This is a genomic window from Embleya sp. NPDC127516 (genome assembly GCF_044765325.1).
In the GTDB taxonomy this organism is placed as follows: Bacteria; Actinomycetota; Actinomycetes; order Streptomycetales; family Streptomycetaceae; genus Embleya.
Window position 1 is genome coordinate 119846 of sequence record NZ_JBIWJT010000010.1, and the last position, 18558, is coordinate 138403.

14 protein-coding genes are annotated in these 18558 nt (G+C 68.6%); 9 read left to right on the top strand and 5 right to left on the bottom strand.

Translation table 11 applies throughout. The features are described from left to right. Nucleotides 1-82: 82 nt before the first annotated feature. The 4 genes from ACIRL2_RS20760 to ACIRL2_RS20775 form a co-directional block, all read right to left on the bottom strand. A complete protein-coding gene (locus ACIRL2_RS20760) occupies nucleotides 83-943 on the bottom strand; it encodes an ABC transporter permease (protein ID WP_395873298.1) in 861 nt (286 codons plus the stop codon). Further along, on the bottom strand, nucleotides 943-1974 hold the full coding sequence (locus ACIRL2_RS20765; RefSeq protein ID WP_395873299.1) for an ATP-binding cassette domain-containing protein: 1032 nt from the start codon (nucleotides 1972-1974) through the stop codon (nucleotides 943-945). Before ACIRL2_RS20765 ends, ACIRL2_RS20760 begins: the two co-directional genes overlap by 1 nt. Before the next feature lie 312 nt (nucleotides 1975-2286). After that, nucleotides 2287-3510, bottom strand: coding sequence for a threonine ammonia-lyase (gene ilvA / locus ACIRL2_RS20770; RefSeq protein WP_395873300.1), 1224 nt, complete (start codon nucleotides 3508-3510; stop codon nucleotides 2287-2289). A gap of 188 nt (nucleotides 3511-3698) precedes the next feature. Next, a complete protein-coding gene (locus ACIRL2_RS20775; RefSeq protein ID WP_395873301.1) occupies nucleotides 3699-4196 on the bottom strand; it encodes a MarR family winged helix-turn-helix transcriptional regulator in 498 nt (165 codons plus the stop codon). 337 nt (nucleotides 4197-4533) lie between these two features. On the opposite strand from ACIRL2_RS20775, the gene ACIRL2_RS20780 reads away from it, so the two are divergent. Both ACIRL2_RS20780 and ACIRL2_RS20785 read left to right on the top strand, forming a co-directional pair. Further along, a complete protein-coding gene (locus ACIRL2_RS20780; RefSeq protein WP_395873302.1) occupies nucleotides 4534-5109 on the top strand; it encodes a hypothetical protein in 576 nt (191 codons plus the stop codon). Next, complete coding sequence (locus tag ACIRL2_RS20785; RefSeq protein ID WP_395873303.1) at nucleotides 5106-5798, top strand: hypothetical protein; 693 nt, start codon at nucleotides 5106-5108, stop codon at nucleotides 5796-5798. Before ACIRL2_RS20780 ends, ACIRL2_RS20785 begins: the two co-directional genes overlap by 4 nt. Before the next feature lie 192 nt (nucleotides 5799-5990). On the opposite strand, the gene ACIRL2_RS20790 is transcribed toward ACIRL2_RS20785, so the two are convergent. Continuing rightward, a complete protein-coding gene (locus ACIRL2_RS20790) occupies nucleotides 5991-6542 on the bottom strand; it encodes a class IV adenylate cyclase (RefSeq protein ID WP_402233895.1) in 552 nt (183 codons plus the stop codon). A 641-nt stretch (nucleotides 6543-7183) separates the two neighbouring features. On the opposite strand from ACIRL2_RS20790, the gene ACIRL2_RS20795 reads away from it, so the two are divergent. From ACIRL2_RS20795 to ACIRL2_RS20825, 7 genes are all read left to right on the top strand, one after another. Further along, nucleotides 7184-8533 (top strand): DNA cytosine methyltransferase, encoded by a 1350-nt coding sequence (locus tag ACIRL2_RS20795; protein WP_402233897.1) that lies wholly within the window; start codon nucleotides 7184-7186, stop codon nucleotides 8531-8533. Then, nucleotides 8530-9306, top strand: a complete 777-nt coding sequence (locus ACIRL2_RS20800) for a very short patch repair endonuclease (protein ID WP_402233899.1) — start codon at nucleotides 8530-8532, stop codon at nucleotides 9304-9306. Before ACIRL2_RS20795 ends, ACIRL2_RS20800 begins: the two co-directional genes overlap by 4 nt. Nucleotides 9307-9778: 472 nt before the next feature. Continuing rightward, a complete protein-coding gene (locus ACIRL2_RS20805; RefSeq protein ID WP_402233901.1) occupies nucleotides 9779-12157 on the top strand; it encodes an ATP-binding protein in 2379 nt (792 codons plus the stop codon). Next, on the top strand, nucleotides 12154-13833 hold the full coding sequence (locus ACIRL2_RS20810; RefSeq protein WP_402233903.1) for a DEAD/DEAH box helicase family protein: 1680 nt from the start codon (nucleotides 12154-12156) through the stop codon (nucleotides 13831-13833). The genes ACIRL2_RS20805 and ACIRL2_RS20810 overlap by 4 nt, the downstream gene beginning before the upstream one ends. Further along, nucleotides 13830-14429 carry a hypothetical protein gene (locus ACIRL2_RS20815; protein ID WP_402233905.1) on the top strand — a complete coding sequence of 200 codons (600 nt, stop codon included), beginning with the start codon at nucleotides 13830-13832 and terminating at the stop codon, nucleotides 14427-14429. The genes ACIRL2_RS20810 and ACIRL2_RS20815 overlap by 4 nt, the downstream gene beginning before the upstream one ends. A 13-nt stretch (nucleotides 14430-14442) precedes the next feature. Beyond that, the gene (locus tag ACIRL2_RS20820; RefSeq protein WP_402233907.1) at nucleotides 14443-15765 is read left to right on the top strand and encodes an RNA polymerase subunit sigma-70; all 1323 of its coding nucleotides are present in this window, start codon (nucleotides 14443-14445) and stop codon (nucleotides 15763-15765) included. 392 nt (nucleotides 15766-16157) lie between these two features. After that, on the top strand, nucleotides 16158-18221 hold the full coding sequence (locus ACIRL2_RS20825) for a thioredoxin domain-containing protein (RefSeq protein WP_402233909.1): 2064 nt from the start codon (nucleotides 16158-16160) through the stop codon (nucleotides 18219-18221). The last annotated feature ends 337 nt before the right edge of the window (nucleotides 18222-18558 follow it).

Below are 18558 nucleotides of genomic sequence, written 5' to 3' on the forward strand. Positions count from 1 at the left end.
CTCCCGGTATTCGGGAGCCGGGCCGCTTGCTTTTCCGGGGCACCGGAGTGCGGGACCTGCTCGTGGATTGCGCGGCGAGGTGTCAGCCGGTCGCGCGGAGGTACTTGCGCACCGCGAGCGCGCGGAAGAGCACGATGATCAGGGCCGACCAGATCAGCGACGCCCACACGGGGTGCTGCATGGGCCACGCGTCGGACTGCACGACCCCCGGATTGCCGAACAACACTCGGGCCGCCTGCACCGTCGCACTGAACGGGTTCCACTCGGCGATGTGCCGCACCCAGGGCGTCATCTGGCTGGAGTCCACGAAGGCGTTCGAAATGAACGTCACCGGGAACAGCCAGATGATTCCGCCCGAGGTCGCCGCCTCCGGAGTGCGCACGGACAGGCCGATCAGCGCTCCGATCCAGGTGAAGGCGTATCCCAGCAGGAGCAGCAGGCCGAAGCCGGCCATGATCCGCCCGGCGGTGGTCGGCTCGGCGGAGCCGGTGCGCCAACCCACGAGCAGGGCAACGCTCGCGAGGACGAGCATCGTGATGGCCGTCTGGGCGAGATCTGCGACCGTGCGGCCGGTCAGGACGGCACCTCGCGCCATGGGCAGCGAGCGGAACCGGTCGATGAGCCCCTTCTGCATGTCGTCCGCGATACCGGCGGCCGATCCCGCGGTGGCGAAGGTGACGGTCTGCGCGAAGATGCCCGCCATCAGAAAGTTCTTGTAGACGTCCGAGTCGGTGCTGTCACCGATCTTCATCGAGCCGCCGAAGACGTACGTGAACAGCACCACGAACATCACCGGCTGAATGACCCCGAAGAGGATCATCTCCGGAATCCTGGTCATGCGAATCAGGTTCCTGCGGGCGATGACCAGGGAGTCGCGCAGCGACTGGGCCACGCCGCCGCGGACCACGGGCGCGGCTGTGGAGGTCTTGGTCAGTACGGCCATTACCGCTTCACCGCCTTGTCGAGGCCGCGCTTCGGGCCGTCCTCGGTCGTCTCGTCGGAGTCGCTCTCGCCCGTGCCGTTGCCGGCCTCGGACTCCGCGGCATGGCCGGTGAGCGAGATGAACACGTCGTCCAGGGTGGGTCGGCGCAGCCCGATGTCGTCGATCTCGATCCCGCGCGCGTCGAGCTCGCGGATGATCTCGGCCAGCAGCTTGGCGCCGCCGGTGACCGGGACGGTGATCCGCCGCTGGAGCTTGACCACGCCCAACTCGCCCTTGCCGAACGAGGTCAGCATCTCGCTCGCGTCGGCCATGCGCTCCGCGTCGTGTACGACCACCTCGACCCGTTCGCCGCCGACCTTGGCCTTGAGCTGGTCGGCGGTGCCGCGCGCGATCACCTTGCCGTGGTCGACCACGGCGATGTCGTTCGCGAGGTGGTCGGCCTCCTCCAGATACTGCGTGGTCAGCAGCAACGTGGTGCCGCCCGCGACGAGTTCCTCGATCACCCGCCACAGCGCCATGCGGTTGCGCGGGTCGAGCCCGGTGGTCGGCTCGTCCATGAACATCACCGGCGGGCTGACCACGAGCGCCGCGGCCAGGTCGAGCCGGCGGCGCATGCCGCCCGAATAGGTCTTGGCGGGCCGATCACTCGCCTCGGACAGGTCGAACTGGGCCAGCAGTTCGTCGGCCCGATGCTTGGCGTCGCGACCGCTGAGCTGATACAACTCGCCGACCATGCGAAGGTTCTCGCGGCCGGTCAGATATTCGTCCACGGCCGCGAACTGGCCGGACAGGCCGATCGAGCGGCGGACCGCGTTGGGATTCTTGAGCACATCGTGACCGGCCACCACGGCTCGCCCGGAATCGGGTTTGAGCAATGTGGTCAGTACTCGCACGCATGTCGTCTTGCCTGCGCCGTTCGGTCCGAGCAGGCCCAGGACGGTGCCGGTGGGCACACTCACGTCCACGCCGTCGAGCGCTCGGACCGAGCCGAAGGTCTTTACCAGACCTTCGGCGACGATCGCTTCCTGCATGTCGGTGGATCACTCCTCGTGCGGATGGGGGCATGGGGGGCCGATCGATTCAGATCTCCACCATGCGCCCAACGCACCGAGCATGCGACCGCTTTTCTCCGGAAGCGTAACTCTTCGTGTCCGGATGACAGCCCACCGGAATCGCCCGGTCGTGCGCCGGCGAACTCCGGATACCTCTCGGCCGCGTCCTCCGTGGACGGACATGGCTTGGCCCAACAGCCAAGCACACGACACCGACATCGCCGACTCGCCCCACCCCGCCGCCCGTTGCGACCTCGCGGCGGCGAGGCGGCGCTTTCACGCTGCGTGGACTCAGCTCTTGCCGACGGTGTATCCCGCGCTGTACAGCGCCTCCACCACCGCCGCGCAGTGGCTGCGGCCCTTGGTCTCCAGTTGCAGGTCCACGTCCGCCTCGCCGACCCGCAGCGTCGCGTCGGTGCGCACGTGCGACACCGCGGCGATGTTGGCGTCGGTCTCGGCCAGGCGAACCAACAGGGTGGCCAGCGCGCCGGGGCTGTCCGGGATCCGCACCCGCAACGACAGATAGCGGCCGGCCGAGGCCAGACCGTGTCGCAGCACCCGGAGCATCAGCAGCGGGTCCACGTTGCCGCCGGACAACACCGCCACCACCGGCCCCTCGATCGGCTCGCCGGCCTCCAGCAGTGCCGCCACCGACGCGGCTCCGGCCGGCTCGACCACCAGCTTGGCCCGCTCCATGCACAGCAGCAGGGCCTGCGACAGGGATTCCTCACCGACCGTACGGATATCGTCCGCGTGCTCCCGGATCAGTGCGAAGGGCACCTCGCCGGGGCGGCCGACCGCGATGCCGTCGGCCATCGTGCCGAACGAGGGCAGCGAGACCGGCGCGCCCGCCGCGAGCGAGGGCGGGTACGCGGCGGCGGACGCCGCCTGTACGCCGATCACCTTGACGTCGGGGCGAAGTGCCTTGACCGCGACCGCGATTCCGGCCAGCAGGCCGCCGCCGCCGGTGCCCACCAGGATGGTCTTGACCTCGGGGCACTGCTCCAGGATCTCCAGGCCGACGGTGCCCTGGCCGGCCACCACGTCCTGGTGGTCGAACGGGTGGATGAACACCGCGCCGGTCCGGTCCGCGTGGGCCCGCGCGGCGGCCAGCGCGTGCTCGACGTTCTCGCCGCCCAGGATCACCTCGGCGCCGTACGAGCGGGTCGCGGCCACCTTGGGCAGCGGCGCGCCGGCCGGCATGAACACCGTGGACGCGACGCCCAGGGTGCGGGCCGCGAGTGCGACGCCCTGCGCGTGGTTGCCGGCGCTCGCCGCCACCACGCCCCGCGCCCGCTCGGACTCGGACAGGCCCGCGATCCGCACGTACGCGCCGCGGATCTTGAACGATCCGGTGCGCTGGAGGTTCTCGCACTTGAGGTGCACGGGCACGCCGATGCGGTCGGTCAACGCCCGACACGACCTCATCGGGGTCTCGCGAACGACGCTCTCCAGCATCTTTCGCGCGATCCGGATGTCGTGCAGGGTCACCGTGGCCGGGGCAGGACTGCTCATACGCCGAGTGTCGCACCAACCGCACGTGCGGATGCGCCGGGTCTCCTCCCGTCCCGGTGGTCACGGGAGTTCGGGACCCGGGTCGGGCCCGGGTCGGGAGCCGGGTCGGGAGCCGGGTCGGGAGCCGGGTCGGGAGCCGGGTCGGGAGCCGGGTCGGGCCCGGGTCGGGAGCCGGGTCGGGAGCCGGGTCAGGAGCCGCCCGGGTTCCGGCTCTGGCGGCGTTCCATCGAGGCGTTGAAGAGGGTCAGCAGTTCGGTGAACCGCTCGCGGTCGTCCATGCTCCAGCCCTCGCAGATCTCCGCCATCAGGCGCCGCCGGGCGTGCCGCACCTGGTGCAGCCGGTCCCGGCCCTCGGCGGAGAGTTCGAGCAGTACGGCGCGGCCGTCGTCGGGATTGGGCACCCGATCCACCAGGCCCTGTTCGACCAACGGGGTGACCTGCCGGGTCACCGTGGACGAATCGATCGTCATCGCCTGCGCGAGCGCCTTGACGCCCATCGGCCCACCGGCTTCGAGCCGGCCGAGCAGCAGATAGGCCGCGCGGTCCATCGAGTTGCGCAGTTCGCCGACGGCACCGAGCCGGGTCTGCTCGGCACGACGCGCGAACAGCGCCACCTCGTGCTGCAGGCGGTCGTAGAGCGGGTCGGCAGAGCCGGTGGGGTCGTCATGAGCCTGGTCCGGTGTCATCGCCGCTCGTTCGTCGATCGGATGTGGTGCTCCGAAGGATATTGCGCGGACCGGGATCACCGGGCCTCGACCGGGTGATTCCACCCCGCATTGCCGTCCCGGTTCTTGCCGCGCCGGCAGCGGGAGGTGTGGTCGCCGTCGCCGGCGGGTGGGATCGCGGTCGTCGGCGGGCGAGGCCGCGGTCGGCGTCGGGTGGGGCACGCGGTCGGCGTCGTGATGTCGAGAACCGATATGTCGCGACTCGCGACTACCCGAACGGGTGCGGGGCAGCCTCACAGTGAGCGGCGACGGCATCGGGCCGGCCGGACATCCGCTCGGCGGATCTGCGGGAGGCACCGTGCACAAGCGCGACGCTCGCGAGTTCGACGTCTTCGTCCACAGCGTCGGCGCGCAACTGCTCCGAGCCGCCGACCTGCTCACCGGCGACCGGCAACGTGCCGAACGCCGGGTCGAGCGCGCGCTGGCGCACACCTGTGTGAACTGGAGCCGGCTACCCGACCAGGATCCGGTACGCATCGCGTGGCGGGCGCTGCTGGCCGGTTACCTGGACCCGTGGCGTCCGGGACCACGCGGGTATCGCGGCGAACACCCCGACGCGGGCGAGCCGTTCACCACCTTGGACCGGCTCGGCCGGGTCGAGCGGGCCACCGTGGTGCTGCGGTTGTACGCGCGCCTGGACGAGTACGACGCGGCGGAGGCGCTGGGGCTGCCGATCGAGACGGTGGCCCGCGCGTGGCGGCGCGGGATGGCCGAGGTACTGGCCGACGGGACGCTCTCGCGCGGCGGGTCCGGGCAGGGAGCGGGCGTGGGGACGGTTCGGACGGAGCCGGTCGGGGCGGAGCCGGTTCGGGTCGAACCGGCTCGGACGCAGACGGTTCGGATGGAACCGGTCCGAGCGGAGCCGGTCCGATGAGCGTGACGGTGTCGCCGCCCGGGTCGGCGGACGCGGAGGAGGTGCCCGAGCCGCCGGAGTTCCCGTATCGGCCGCTGCCCGCGAACCTGGCGCGGCGGGCGCGCCGGCGGGCGTACCGGCGACGGCTGTGGCACGTGCTCGGTTCGTGCGCGCTGGCCGGCGCGCTGGCCGGCGGGTTGTGGTTGGCCACGCCGGGGACCGGCGGCGGGGGCGGCCTGCCACCGGCGCCGACGCCCACACCCGTGGGGCCGATCGAGAACATCGCGCCACTGCGAATTCGCACGGACGTCGGACTGGGCGGCTCGGTGTGGTTCGGCGACGCGGGTCCGGAGCGGGGTTCGTCGTGGTGTCTGGGCGGGGCGGCCGAGGAGGAGCCGTCGACGTGCCGATTCCTGCCCACGCCCGGCCGGCTGGACACGGCGACCCTGGACCCGGGCGTGTACGCGCCCACCGGTCAGCGCCTAGTGGTCGCGATCCTGGTCGGCCAAAGCATGCCCGCCCCGGCGGTGCGCGGCGAACTGCGCGACCCCTCGGGCGCCCGACAGATGCGCCTGATCCGACCGACCGGCCTCCCCGGCGTCGCCTACCTGTGGACCTACGCGACCGACACCCCGATCTCGATCACCGTCTACGACGAAAACGGCAACCTGGTCACCGCCTGCGCCTCCTGCACGGACCCGCTGCGCTGACCCCTTCGGCCGACTTCGCCCGACGAGCCGCTCGGACACCGAGATGAATCGGCACACGACCGGTTCCGCGTTCATCGCGGGCGTTCACCAGGGCTGACCACCCCGCCGCCGGTCGATTTCGGGCGGACCGTTGCCGCCCGGACCGACCGGCGGAGCACCAGGTCCCGTCCGGCAGGAAGGACGGCCTCTCCGCTACCCGGCGTTCGGGAAAAGGAGAGTGGGCTCCGCGAGGATGTCGCGCCCCGCCTCGCTCTTGTAGATCTCGTCCACGCTGCCGAACCTGGCCTCGGCGTAGTCGAGTTCCACCAGCGCCGCGCCCCGGCGGACGGATGCTTCGTCGGGGCCCTCGATCTCCACGAAGGTGGGGAGATCGGGCCAGGTGTCGAAGTCGAAGGCGATCTCGCCCAGACGCCACTCCTCGCGGTAGTTCTCCTGGTAGCGAACCTCCCGGAGGCCGAGCCGGCGAAGGATCTCCGCCATGGCGGGCAGGTCCGCGACCTCGGTCTCGATCTCCGTCGTGCCGTCGATCCGGGTGGAGTCGGTCACCTGCTTGAGGGTGAGCGTGGACCGGGTGCCCTCGTCCTGCAGGCGCAGCCACGCACCGCCGTCGAGTGCTTCGCTCTCGAAGATCCAACGGGTGGGCAGAGTCCGGGGAAACGCCTGGACCGAACCCAGTCCGATCAGCTTGTCCCGGAGGCCGGCGACGTCGACGGCCAGGAACTTCGCCTCGTACTCGTGCTTCATCGATCCTTCTTCCCGTATCGGAGCAGGGTGGCTGTACCGGCCGTGACGAGGACCGGCTCGTGCGGTGCGCCGGCCGCAGGCCCTCCGCACCCGCCGACGCGAGTCGCCGCGCCATGCGGACGCCGGACTCGACGCGCTCGACGCGGGCCGGTTGGTGAGTCGGTGGGGTTCGGCGCGCGAGGATGGTGCCATGCCGAATCGTCTCGCCGGGTTCTCGCTTGGCGAGATCCCGAGCCTCCCCGAGATCTTGTTTAGGTGCTGTCGAGGTTGCACGGGTGAGACTTCTAGGCCTTCCCTACATGGACGAACTCATCGAGCGGGTAGAGCTGATAGACGCCGCGGCCCTTCGGCAACTGGTCGATGCTTGTGTCGCTTGGCGGCGCTCTGGTCAGCTCGGTCGGATCCGTCGCTAAATGGTTTCCAAGCGCCTTCGTGATGCTGAGGCTGAAGCTGCGGTGGAGCGTCGGCTCTCCCGGGAGCCCTGCTGTCGCCACCATGACACCCGTTGCCAACTCGTGATCGTTGTCGGTGATAGCGCTGTGGAGATGACGACATCACAGGGGTTTCTCCTGGCGGAGGGGTAAGTAGTGTCGCTACTCCGCGGTATGGTTCTACCCGCGCTGAACTGCTAGGAGTGGATAATGGAACGGACGTCGGTAGAGCTCTTCGCGGGCGGAGGCGGTCTGGTTCAGGCCAGCACGAACACCGGGTTCCGGCACCTACTGCTGAACGAGTTCGCGAAGAGGGCGTGCCAGACGCTGGAAGGCAACCACTTCGAAGCCTTTCCCGAGGATGTCGACTCCGAGGTGTTGGCCAAGTGGCTGGATGTGATCGACAAGCAACGGGTCGAGGTGGCCGGGATTGCTGGCCCTGGGGAGAGGCCGCACTACCCACCCCTGGTCACGGGTGACGTCCGCAAGCTGGACATGAGGTTCCTCCAGGAGCGTGGAGTCGACCTCCTGGCGGGAGGCCCTCCGTGTCAGCCCTTCAGCCTCGGTGGTGTCGCCAGGGGCGATGAGGACGAGCGCAACATGTTCCCCGAGATGTTCCGGGCGGTGCGAGAGATCCGCCCCAAGGCAGTGATCTGCGAGAATGTGCGAGGTCTTACACGACCGTCCTTCAACCCGTACTTCCGGTACATCAAGCGCGAGCTGTCCCTGCCGTTCGTGAAGCGCCGGGAGGGCGCCACATGGCAGGAGCACGATCGTGTTTTGAGGGAGCGGCTCAGAGCGAGGGACACAGACCCCGCTGAGACCTACGAGGTGACTCAGCACGATGTCAACGCGGCGAACTATGGGGTCCCACAGATCCGCAATCGAGTGATCCTCTTGGCATTCCGCGCTGATCTGCATGTGGACCGCAAGCTGGTTGAGCGGGCTGTCGCGCGCACTCACTCCCACGCGGCCCTCGCGCGGTCGATTCTCGGTGGCACCTACTGGAGCCGCCACAGGGAGGCGGGCGCCAGAATTCCGAAGCGGGTCATCGACTTGGTGACGTCGCGCTACGAGAACGAGCAGTTGACCTTCGAGAGCGGAGATGAAGAGCTCCAGCCGTGGCTCACCCTTCGAGACGCGGTTTTGGGCCTCCCCACGATCAACACGCGCATGCTGGACAAGACGACGGAGCAAGGCGATTTCCCTGACCACGTCGGGTGGCCCGGAGCCAGGATCTACGACGGGCACACGCCCAACGAACTCGACCGGCCGGCCAAGACCGTCAAGGCCGGGGTGCACGGTGTGCCCGGCGGTGAGTCGGTCATGCAACTCGACAACCAGGTGCGCGACGAGAACACAGGCCTGATGCGTCCTGAGTACCGGTACATGACCGTGCGCGAGGCTGCCAGGGTCATGACATTCGGCGATCGATGGAGCATGGCGGGCCCACGCGGTGAGCGCATGCGGCAGCTGGGCAACGCGGTTCCAGTGAAACTGGGCGAGGTCTTCACCAGCGCCGTCGCGAAGGCCCTCGACGACGCGGAGCAGCGCTCGTGAAACCCGTCACCGCCTCCCGGCAAGAGGGCTGGAAGGACAAGCCGCCGCCCGAGAGGGCATGGCGAGGCCGTCAGGGGCGGACCAGAAAGGCGATCATCGCCGAGCAGGATCGTGCTGCGGGTGGTCGCGAGGAGCGCTACGTTAAGCGCAAGGACGGGGAGTACGCGCTGGGCTCGATCACGTTGAAGGTGTTGCCCAGCACTCGCCGTATCCGGGCCTATCTTCGCTGGTCGGAGGGCGGCCGGTCGCCATCTCTGTACGTCGGTGAGGTCGAGCACCTGACGCGAGCGGCGAATCTCGAGCAGGCATGGAAGATCGCCAGGGACCGGAACATGGCCGGGAAGCGTCCCGTCCCCGAAGAGTCGTGGGCGTCGTCATCCGCCACACGATCGGTGATGCGCGGGAACCGGGGCCGAGACACGGCGCCGGAACTGCGGATCCGCTCCCTGCTGCACCGAGAGGGCTTGCGCTATCGCGTGTCCGCCCGACCGCTTCCCGGCGTGCGGCGAACCGCCGACCTGGTCTTCAGCCGGGCTCGTGTCGCCGTCTTCGTTGATGGCTGCTTCTGGCACGGCTGCCCTGAGCACTGTCGTCCCGCGCGCACGAACAGCGACTTCTGGCGCACGAAGATCGACGGAAACCGGGCAAGGGACGCCCAGACCGATCAGTATCTGATGGATGCTGGATGGCGCGCCATCAGAATCTGGGAGCACGAAGATCCTGTGCGCGCGGCGGGTCGGGTCGCCGCGGTCGTTCGCGGTTTTGCGGTTTAGGACGATCACAACATCCCTTGACTGCAGGAGATCGTTGATCGCGTCTGACGCGTGGGGGATGACGATGCGACCGTCTCCGTCGCTGAACGCGAGCAGGTCCTCCCCAACGCCGAGACCGGCCTCGACCAGCAGCCCCAAGGGCGGTTCGACGTGTCCATCGAACTCTACGAATAACCGGGCGGGTTCGCGGATCACAGGGTGAGTCTCCCAAGAGCCGTCGACGCCCACCAGCGGCCCTGCTGATCCTGAACGCGCGTTGCAGTTGTGATGACCCGTTGATCGCAGCGAGCCGTGCCCTTGTTCCATCAAGTGAGCTCAGTGGCAAGCAACTTGGCGCGTGATGTCAGTGGTGACCGCTACTCTCTTCTTCACGCGTACGGCTCTCCCCGGGCCGCGCGCCGAAACACGGCCCGCGGTAGGGCTGGGCTCTCTTCGGCGTGCCTACGCGACAGGACAGGGGGTCCGTCCATCTATGAAGATCACTCCTTCCGCGCGCGTGCTGCGCATGCTGGGTGAGATCGAGTTCGACGAGTGGCAGTGCATCGCGGAGCTGATCGACAACGCCTTTGACGACTTCACGGAGATCCATCGGTCCGGGACTCCCTGGGCGGGCGGGTATCGCGTCAGCGTCGAACTCCCCGACTCTGCCCAGGGGCAGCTCGTGATCACCGACACGGGGCGCGGCATGACGTACGACCGCCTTGAGCGGGCCGTGCGGGCTGGCTGGTCGGGCAACGACATGCACGACAAACTCGGCCTCTTCGGAATGGGGTTCAACGTCTCCACGGCCCGGCTCGGGAAGCGCACGCGCGTCTTGACCACGCGGCAGGGCGACACCGAGTGGATCGGCGTGGAGATCGACTTGGACCGCATCGGAGACGACTTCGAGGCGGAGGACATCACGGAGCCGAAGACCGACCCCAACGAGCACGGCACCCGCATCGTCATCAGCCGCCTGCACCCCACGCGCGCTCGGTGGTTGAACAAGAACGGCTCGGCCCTGCGCAACATCTTGGGACAGGTCTACTCCTGGATGTTCCTGAACCGTCCGTTCGAGCTGTGGGTCGGCGGTTTCCAGGTGAAGCCCGTGCGGCATTGCCGTTGGGGCGACGACCGCTCGGTCCTCTACAACAACAAGGAGCGGATCCCCGCCTACATCAAGATCGATCAGAAGCTGGAGAACGGTCTCGCCTGCGGCGACTGCGGGCAGTGGCAGCTCACTGATCGGGACACGTGTGAGGACTGCGGGAGCGATCGGCTCACCATTCGCGAGCGCCGGGTGCACGGGTGGCTCGGCATCCAGCGGTACATGCACAAGCACGACTACGGGATCGACTTCCTTCGAAACGGTCGCAAGATCCTTCGCTGGGACAAGCAGCTCTTCACCTGGCGCAACCCGGACGGCGCGGTGGGCAACGAGGAGCCGGAGTATCCGGTGGACCTCGCTCACCAGGGCGGCCGCATCATCGGAGAGATCCACCTCGACCACGTCCCGGTCACGTACCAGAAGGACGCGTTCGAGTACGGCGACCGCAGCTGGCGCTCGGCGGTCGAGATCGTGAGGGGAGTCGCGCCACTGCTGCCCCAGCGCGCGGCGAACCTTGAGTACGGGGAGAACACCAGCCCGCTCGCGCTCCTCTTCAAGGGTTTTCGTCGCAACGACGCTGGCCTTCGGTATCTGGTCCCGGGTGACGGGCGTAAGCCGATTCACGACGACACCCGCCGGTGGGGACAGGAGTTTCATCGGGGCAACCCCGATTACGAGAGCGATGAGCGCTGGTGGCAGGCGGTCGAGGACCACGAGGCGGCCAAGAGCAGGGGCAAGAACACCAAGGCCGCCGCCGCTACCCCGGGGAGGCCTGACGAGGCGGCGGTGATGGAAGCGCTCGGCTTCAGCGGAGCGGACACCGGCAAGACCAGTATTCCAGTGGACGGTGTGGACGAATCGAAGCTGGGCGCCGAGGCGCAGTCGCCGAAGGACGGCGACCCGTCCGCTCCCGCCGCTTCAGTGTCGGAGCAGCGTCCGGAGACCCGACAGGAACGCGTCACGCGCTACATGGAGAACTCGACCACCTACCCCACCTTGAGTCGCTCCTTCGGCCACCCGCGCATCGGCTTCGTCGAAGTCGAGACGCGTCAGCTGACGGTGGGGGGCTTGACGGACGAGAACCTGCATCCCACGCCGGTTCTGCTCGACCAGCGCGCCGGCAACAGCCTCGTAGCGTTCCTCGATCTCGGTCACCCGATTTTCCAGAAGTTCGGTGCGGACCCTGCGGACCTGCTGCTCGCGGAGATCGCGGTGCTGCTCAGGGTGCGAGCGGAGACGGAGTGGAGCCACTCCGAACTGATCGCCGCGATCCGGGCGGAGTCGCTGCCCGCCACCGCTCTGGACGCCCAGATGATTAGCGCCGAGGCGCAGGAACTCCTAGCCGAGATCCGTCACCGGATGGTGTCGGAGCTGGACCGCACGGGCGAGGCCGAGAAGGCGTATCACTACCTCTCGCCGGACGAACTCACCGCGACCGAGCACGCCATGATCGCCAATGGCAAGGTGACTCATACGGCCGACCTCGGCACGAGCGGCGAGTTCCTGCTTCATGTACCCGCGCTGTTCCTCGTCCGTCTCGTCGAGTCGCTGCCGTCGGCGTTCATGGACAGCCGTGTCTTCCAGGGCGTCTACGAGGGCGTCGCCTCCGCTTCCGCGCGGCGGCTCAGCCTGGCTCGCACGGTCGGCTACCTCTCCGACGTAGCCACCCAGGCGACCTTCGCGGGGGCCAATTTCCCGAATCAGCTGCTGCGCACCAGGCTGAGCATCCGCCTGCTGGCCGACGATCTCGCGGAGGAGAAGTGAGCGCCGTCTTTCTCACGGCGGAGGAGTTGTTGAGGGGAGGGCCCGTAGGTCTCACCCATGCCGTAGAGCGGGCCCTCTGGCACCTCGGCTTCAACGACGTGCGTGTCATCGACGGAGCGGGCGACCATGGCGCGGACCTCCTGGCCGTACGCGGACGGGAGCAGTGGGTCTTCCAATGCAAGTGGAAGGCGGGCGGGAAGGTCGACCGCAGCGGCGTGGACGACCTGGAGCGGGCTCATGCGCGCTACCGCGCGGACAAGGCCGTCCTGGTGACCAACACCGACATCAACGCCGTAGCGGCGGCGCGTCGCGTAGCGCTCAACGGTGTCGGCGTACCAATCAGCCTCTGGCACGGCGCGACTTTGGGATCTATCGGGGACCAGATGCCCGAGACGGTTCCCGCGAAGTACGCGCTGCGCCCCTATCAGACTGAGGCGGCGGACGCGGTGATCCGAGACCTCGACGCGAACGGCACCGCCTTGCTCGTCCTCGCGACGGGTCTCGGTAAGACGGTGGTGGGCGGGGAGATCATCAGCCGCCATCTCAGGGTCAATCCGGACGCCAGGATTCTCGTCGTCGCGCACATGAAGGAACTCGTCGCACAGCTCGAGAAGGCGATGTGGCGGCACATCCCCAAGTTCGTTCCCACGCGCCTGCTTACAGGAGAAAGCCGACCCGAAAGCCTGGACGGAGTTGTCGTCGGAACCGTCGAATCCGTTCTGGGTGCCGCACGCGTGGGCTACCGACCCGACCTGATCATGATCGACGAGACCCACCACGTGGCCGAGACCGGCAGGTTTGCGGAATTACTCGATCTGTGTGGGGATGCTGGGCAGTTCGGTGTGACGGCGACGCCCTGGCGCGGCGACAAGTTTGACATCACCTCCCGCTTCGGGTACCCGAGTTTCAAGATGGGTATCGCGGAAGGCATGGCCGCTGGCTACCTGTCCGCCGTCGACTACCGGCTGTACGTCGACAACGTCGACTGGAACGTGGTCAGGGACACCAGCGTGCACGGCCAGTCGATCAAGGACCTCAACAAGTCCTTGTTCCTTCCGCAGCGCGACGAGGAGATCATCGAGCACTTCCGCGAGGCGTGGCGAACCACGGTCGAGCCGAGGGCCATCGTCTTCTGTCAGACCATCGAACACGCGGAGCACATGGCCCAGTTGTTCGCCACGTCCGACTCGGCGTGGTCCAACGCGTCCTTCCTCCACAGCGCACTCCCGCGGCAGCGACGCCAGATCCTGCTCAACGAGTTCCGGCTCGGTCGGGTACCAGTGATCACGTGTGTCGACGTCTTCAACGAGGGTGTCGACGTCCCGGACGTCAACCTCATCGCGTTCCTGCGGGTCACGCACAGCCGGCGGATCTTCGTTCAGCAACTCGGGCGCGGGCTTCGGCTCAGTCCTGGCAAGGACGCCCTGAGGGTCCTCGACTTCGTGACCGACATCCGCAGGGTGGCGGCGACCCTGGAACTCCGGCGATCGCTGGAGGCGCAGGAGGCCCAGGAGAGCGAGCACCTGCGCGTACGAATGCCGCACGCCTCCCGTATCCAGTTCAGCGACGCGACCGTCGGGTCCCTGATGGACCACTGGATCCAGGACGCGGCAGACCTTGAGACCAAGGCGGACGAGGTCCGCCTTCAGTTCCCTCTGACGACTGGAATCGAATGACCAAGTACGCGATCCCCACGAACCTCGAAGAAGAAGTTGTGAGCCTTCTCTATAAGCGGATGGCCGACCTCAACTGGATCTACTTGCCGGACGCCGAACGCACCCGTCACTACGTGGCGTGGACGTCCGACCCGGCGGTCGGAGGAAGGCTTCTGCCGTTCATCGGGAAGCCGGAGAACATCCGGCCGTGGCTCAAGGACAGGCCCATGAAGGAATACGTCCGGGCCACCTACGGGGTGGGCAAGTGGGCCCCGCTCGTGGTCAAGCCCTCTACCCCGGTCAGCGAGCTCGTCGTCCGGGCTCTCGGTCCCGGCTGGATGGTCGACCTCGCGACCCTCGCCATCAAGCCGCTTTGCGTGACGATTCGCCGCGGGGACGACGAGGAGATGGAGCAGCGCTTCGCCTGGGCTCCGATGCGCGACTTCAAGCACCTCGCGTGGGCGGCCATCGCGGCGCAGGCCGGTGGCGATGCGCTGCCCTGGGTCATCTGCACGGTGGACTCCTTCGTTCGGAAGATCACCCCGGAGCAGAAGGCGACCAACGAGCGGATCGCGAACCGGCTCGATCTGATCAGCGCGCATGTCACGGATGGCTGAAGGGGGCTATTCGATGACGAGGGATGACGACGACTGGCTTGGCGCCGCGTGGCGTGCTCTCCCATTCCGGTCGCGTCGCATGGTTGAGGACCGTGCGAATGGAAGGACGCTCTGGAGTATCGGGCAGCAGCATGAGATGAGCCGCGAAAGGGTTCGCCAGTTGCTTCTGAAGGCGCAGGACCAACTCTGCGACTACGCCGACGTCTTCGTCGACGATTGGCGCGATCACCTCATGGCGCTCACCGTGAGTCCGGCGGTACGCGGATCCGAAGTGGCCGCGGCGCTGGGCGTACGCGAACACCTCGGTGTGGGACTTCTTGTCCAAGCTGTTGGGGCTGAGCCTCCGTTGACTTGGGCTGGTCGTCTGTATGGCTGGTGGACGCGCAACCCGAGCGCCCTGGAGGTTCTTCTGCGAGTTGGCGTGCAGGAGGCGCCGCTGCGTGGGGAGGACGTAGCGGTGACTTTCGCGTCGGCCGGCGTACCGGACGATGTTCCCTTGCTAGAGCTGCTTGGGCACCCGAAGAGCCCTCTTGTGCCTGGCGTCGAGGGATCTTGGCTACGTCGTCGCGCCCGCGGTAGGGACGCGGCCTACCTCTATCTGCTGGCGAATGGCGAGCCCTGTCGGGCTGAGGACTTGCTCGAACCGACTGGGATCAGGCGGAAGCCCGCTGTCGCCGAGGCGCTCAGGCGGGACGAGAGGTTCGTGCAGCTCCGACTGGAGGGGAAGTGGGCGCTCGCCGAATGGCCTCACTTGAACGGTACTGCGTACCCGAACGCCGCCGAGGCGTTCGTTGCCACGCTAACTGAGCTGGGGCCTTTGCCCAAGGAAGCCCTTTTCGTGAAAGTCGGCGAGCGGTACCCTGTGACGCTGTGGCGCCTCCAGCAGTGTCTGCTGGACGACAGGGTGGGCATGACGGAAGACGGGTCGATCGACCTTGTCGCGCGCGGGGCCATTCCTATCGAGGAGAGCGAGCCGGCGCGGCCGGCGACAATGGCCGCCGATCCTGCCGGCAACGTGTTCGGGATTCGGCTCACGGTGGACAAGGACATCCTCCGCGGCAGTGGCGTCGTCGTCAGTAGCTGGCTTACGTGGCAGCTCGGAATGCGGCAAGCTCCCATGGTCAAGACGTTCTCCATAGTTGGTCACCCGACGCCGATCGTTCTCAAGCGGGCGACGAGCGCGGCCCAGCTCTCCAGCCTGAGGGTGCTGGCGAAGGAGAACGGAATGGTCGGGGGCTGCGAGTTCGTCCTCTTCCTCCGCGCGGACGATTCGACCGCCCGCATCGAGCACGCTTGCGCCCGACAGTACTGTCGGGCGGCGAGGGCCCCTTTGTGAGCGAGGCGAAACTGGACGAGTCTGACGCACGAGCAGTTATTGTGGGAACGGTAGACTGTGGAATTCCTAGCCGCATGACGGCGCGCTTCGACGCCGACGGGTCGTTGTCGGTGAATCGATGGCTGAGCCGTGGCGGGCCGCGTTCTTGTCGTTGCGCTGGTGCTGATTTGTGATGCCCCTGCCCGCCGCCCACGAAGAGGTAGCCGTCTTCTTTCCATATCGGAGCAGGGTGGCTGTACCGGCCGCGACGAGGACCGGCCCGTGCGGTGCGCCGGCCGCAGGCCCTCCGCACCCGCCGACGCGAGTCGCCGCGCGATGCGGACGCCGGACTCGACGCGCTCGGCGCGGGCCGGTTGGTGGGTCGGTGGGGTTCGGCGCGCGAGGATGGTGCCATGCCGAATCGTCTCGCTGGGTCCACATCGCCGTACCTCCTCCAACACGTCGACAACCCCGTCGACTGGTGGCCGTGGGGTGAGGAGGCGTTCGCGGAGGCCCGCCGCCGTGATGTCCCGATCCTGCTCAGCGTCGGGTACAGCGCGTGCCACTGGTGCCACGTGATGGCCCACGAGTCCTTCGAGGACGAGGCCACCGCCGCGATCGTCAACGCGAACTTCGTCGCCATCAAGGTGGACCGCGAGGAACGCCCGGACGTGGACGCGGTCTACATGGAGGCCACCGTCGCGATGAACCACGGCCAGGGCGGCTGGCCGATGACCGTCTTCGCGACGCCCGACGGCGAGCCGTTCTACTGCGGCACGTACTACCCGAGCGAGGCGCGCCGGGGCATGCCCTCGTTCCGGCAGGTGATGTACGAGATCAACAAGGCCTGGGTCGACCGCAACGACGAGGTGCGCCGCACCGGCCTGCAAATCGCCACCTCCCTGGCCGCCCCGCGCGACCTGCACACGGAAGGCGACGCGCCCACCGCCGAGGACCTGGACACCGCGCTGACCCTGCTCGCGCGCGAGTACGACCGCGTGCACGGGGGCTTCGGCGACGCGCCCAAGTTCCCGCCGTCGATGGTGCTGGAGTTCCTGCTGCGCCACCACGCCCGGACCGAGTCCGAGGCGGCCCTGGAGATCGCCCAGGAGACCTGCGAGGCGATGGCCCGGGGCGGGATCTACGACCAACTCGGCGGCGGCTTCGCGCGCTACTCGGTGGACGCGGCGTGGGTGGTGCCGCACTTCGAGAAGATGCTCTACGACAACGCCCAGTTGATCCGGGTGTACACCCACCTGTGGCGGGCCACCGGAAGCGAGTTCGCCCGCCGGATCGCGCTGGAGACGGCCGACTTCCTGGTCCGCGAACTGCGGACCCCCGAGGGCGCGTTCGCCTCGGCGCTGGACGCGGACAGCCCGGACGCCGAGGGCAAGTCGGTCGAGGGCGCGTTCTACGCCTGGACCCCGGCACAACTGGTCGAGGTGCTGGGCGAGGCGGACGGCACGTGGGCGGCCCGCGTGTTCGCGGTCACCGAGGAAGGCACCTTCGAGCACGGCATGTCCGTCCTGCAACTGCTCGACGACCCCGAGGACGTCGAGCGACTGACCGACGTGCGGGCCAGGTTGCTGGCCGCGCGCGAGGAGCGGGCCCGGCCGGGCCGCGACGACAAGGTGGTGGCCGCGTGGAACGGGCTGGCCATCGCGGCGCTGGCCGAGGCCGGCACCCTGTTCTCCCGCCCCGACCTGCTCGATGCCGCGCTCGCGGCGGCCGACCTGCTGCTCGCGGTGCACCTGGGCGGCGACGAGGACGACGAGCTCGGCGACCGGCTCGTGCGCACGTCGCGCGACGGCCGACCGGGACCGAACGCGGGCGTCCTGGAGGACTACGCGGACGTCGCCGAGGGCTTCCTCGCGCTGTACGCGGTGACCTCGGACGACGCGTGGCTGACCTTCGCCGGCGTGCTCGTGGACGTGGTGCTGGGGCACTTCGTGGACGAGGACGGCGCGTTCTACGACACCGCCGACGACGCCGAGGAACTCTTCCGCCGACCGCAGGACCCCACCGACGGGGTCACCCCGTCCGGCTGGACCGGTGCGGCCGGTGCCCTGCTCGGCTACGCGGCGCACCTGGGCTCGGAGGACCACCGCGAGGCCGCCGGCCGCGCGCTCGGCCTGGTACGGATGCTGGCCGCCCGGGCGCCGCGACAGATCGGCTGGGGCCTGGCGGTCGCCGAGGCGTGGTTGGACGGGCCGCGCGAAATCGCCGTGGTCGGCCCCCGTGACGACGACGCGACCTGGGCGCTCTACCTGACCGCGCTGATGTCCACCGCCCCGGGCGCGGTGGTCGCGATGGGCGACCCGGCCGAGGAGTCGCCGGTACCGCTGCTGCGCGACCGGCCGCTGGTCGACGGCCTGCCGGCGGCGTACGTGTGTCGGCACTTCACCTGCGACGCCCCGGTGACCGACCCGGAGCAACTGGCCGAACAGGTGCTGGCCAAGGCGGTGGCCCGAGCCTGAGCCACCCGGCACGCGGGGCGGCTCGGCCCCTACGGGGCCGGGTGCGCGTCCGCTGCGCGGCCGGGGTCCGCCGGTCGCTCCGCGCTGGGTTGCTCGGTCCCTACGGGGCCGCTTGGTGGTGTGGTGTGGGGGTGGCGGGCGCGTAGCGGACGTGCATCCCGGGCGCGTAGCGGACGGCCCGACCGTGCCCGCGTAGCGGGCATGCGACCGGTCGGGCAGACCGGTGCTCGGCTCCTACGGGGCCGGTTGCGCGTCCCCTACGGGTTCGGGGTCGGGCCGGTCTCTCCGAGCCGGGTTGCTCGGCCCCTACGGGGCGGGTCGCACGTCCGCTGCGCGG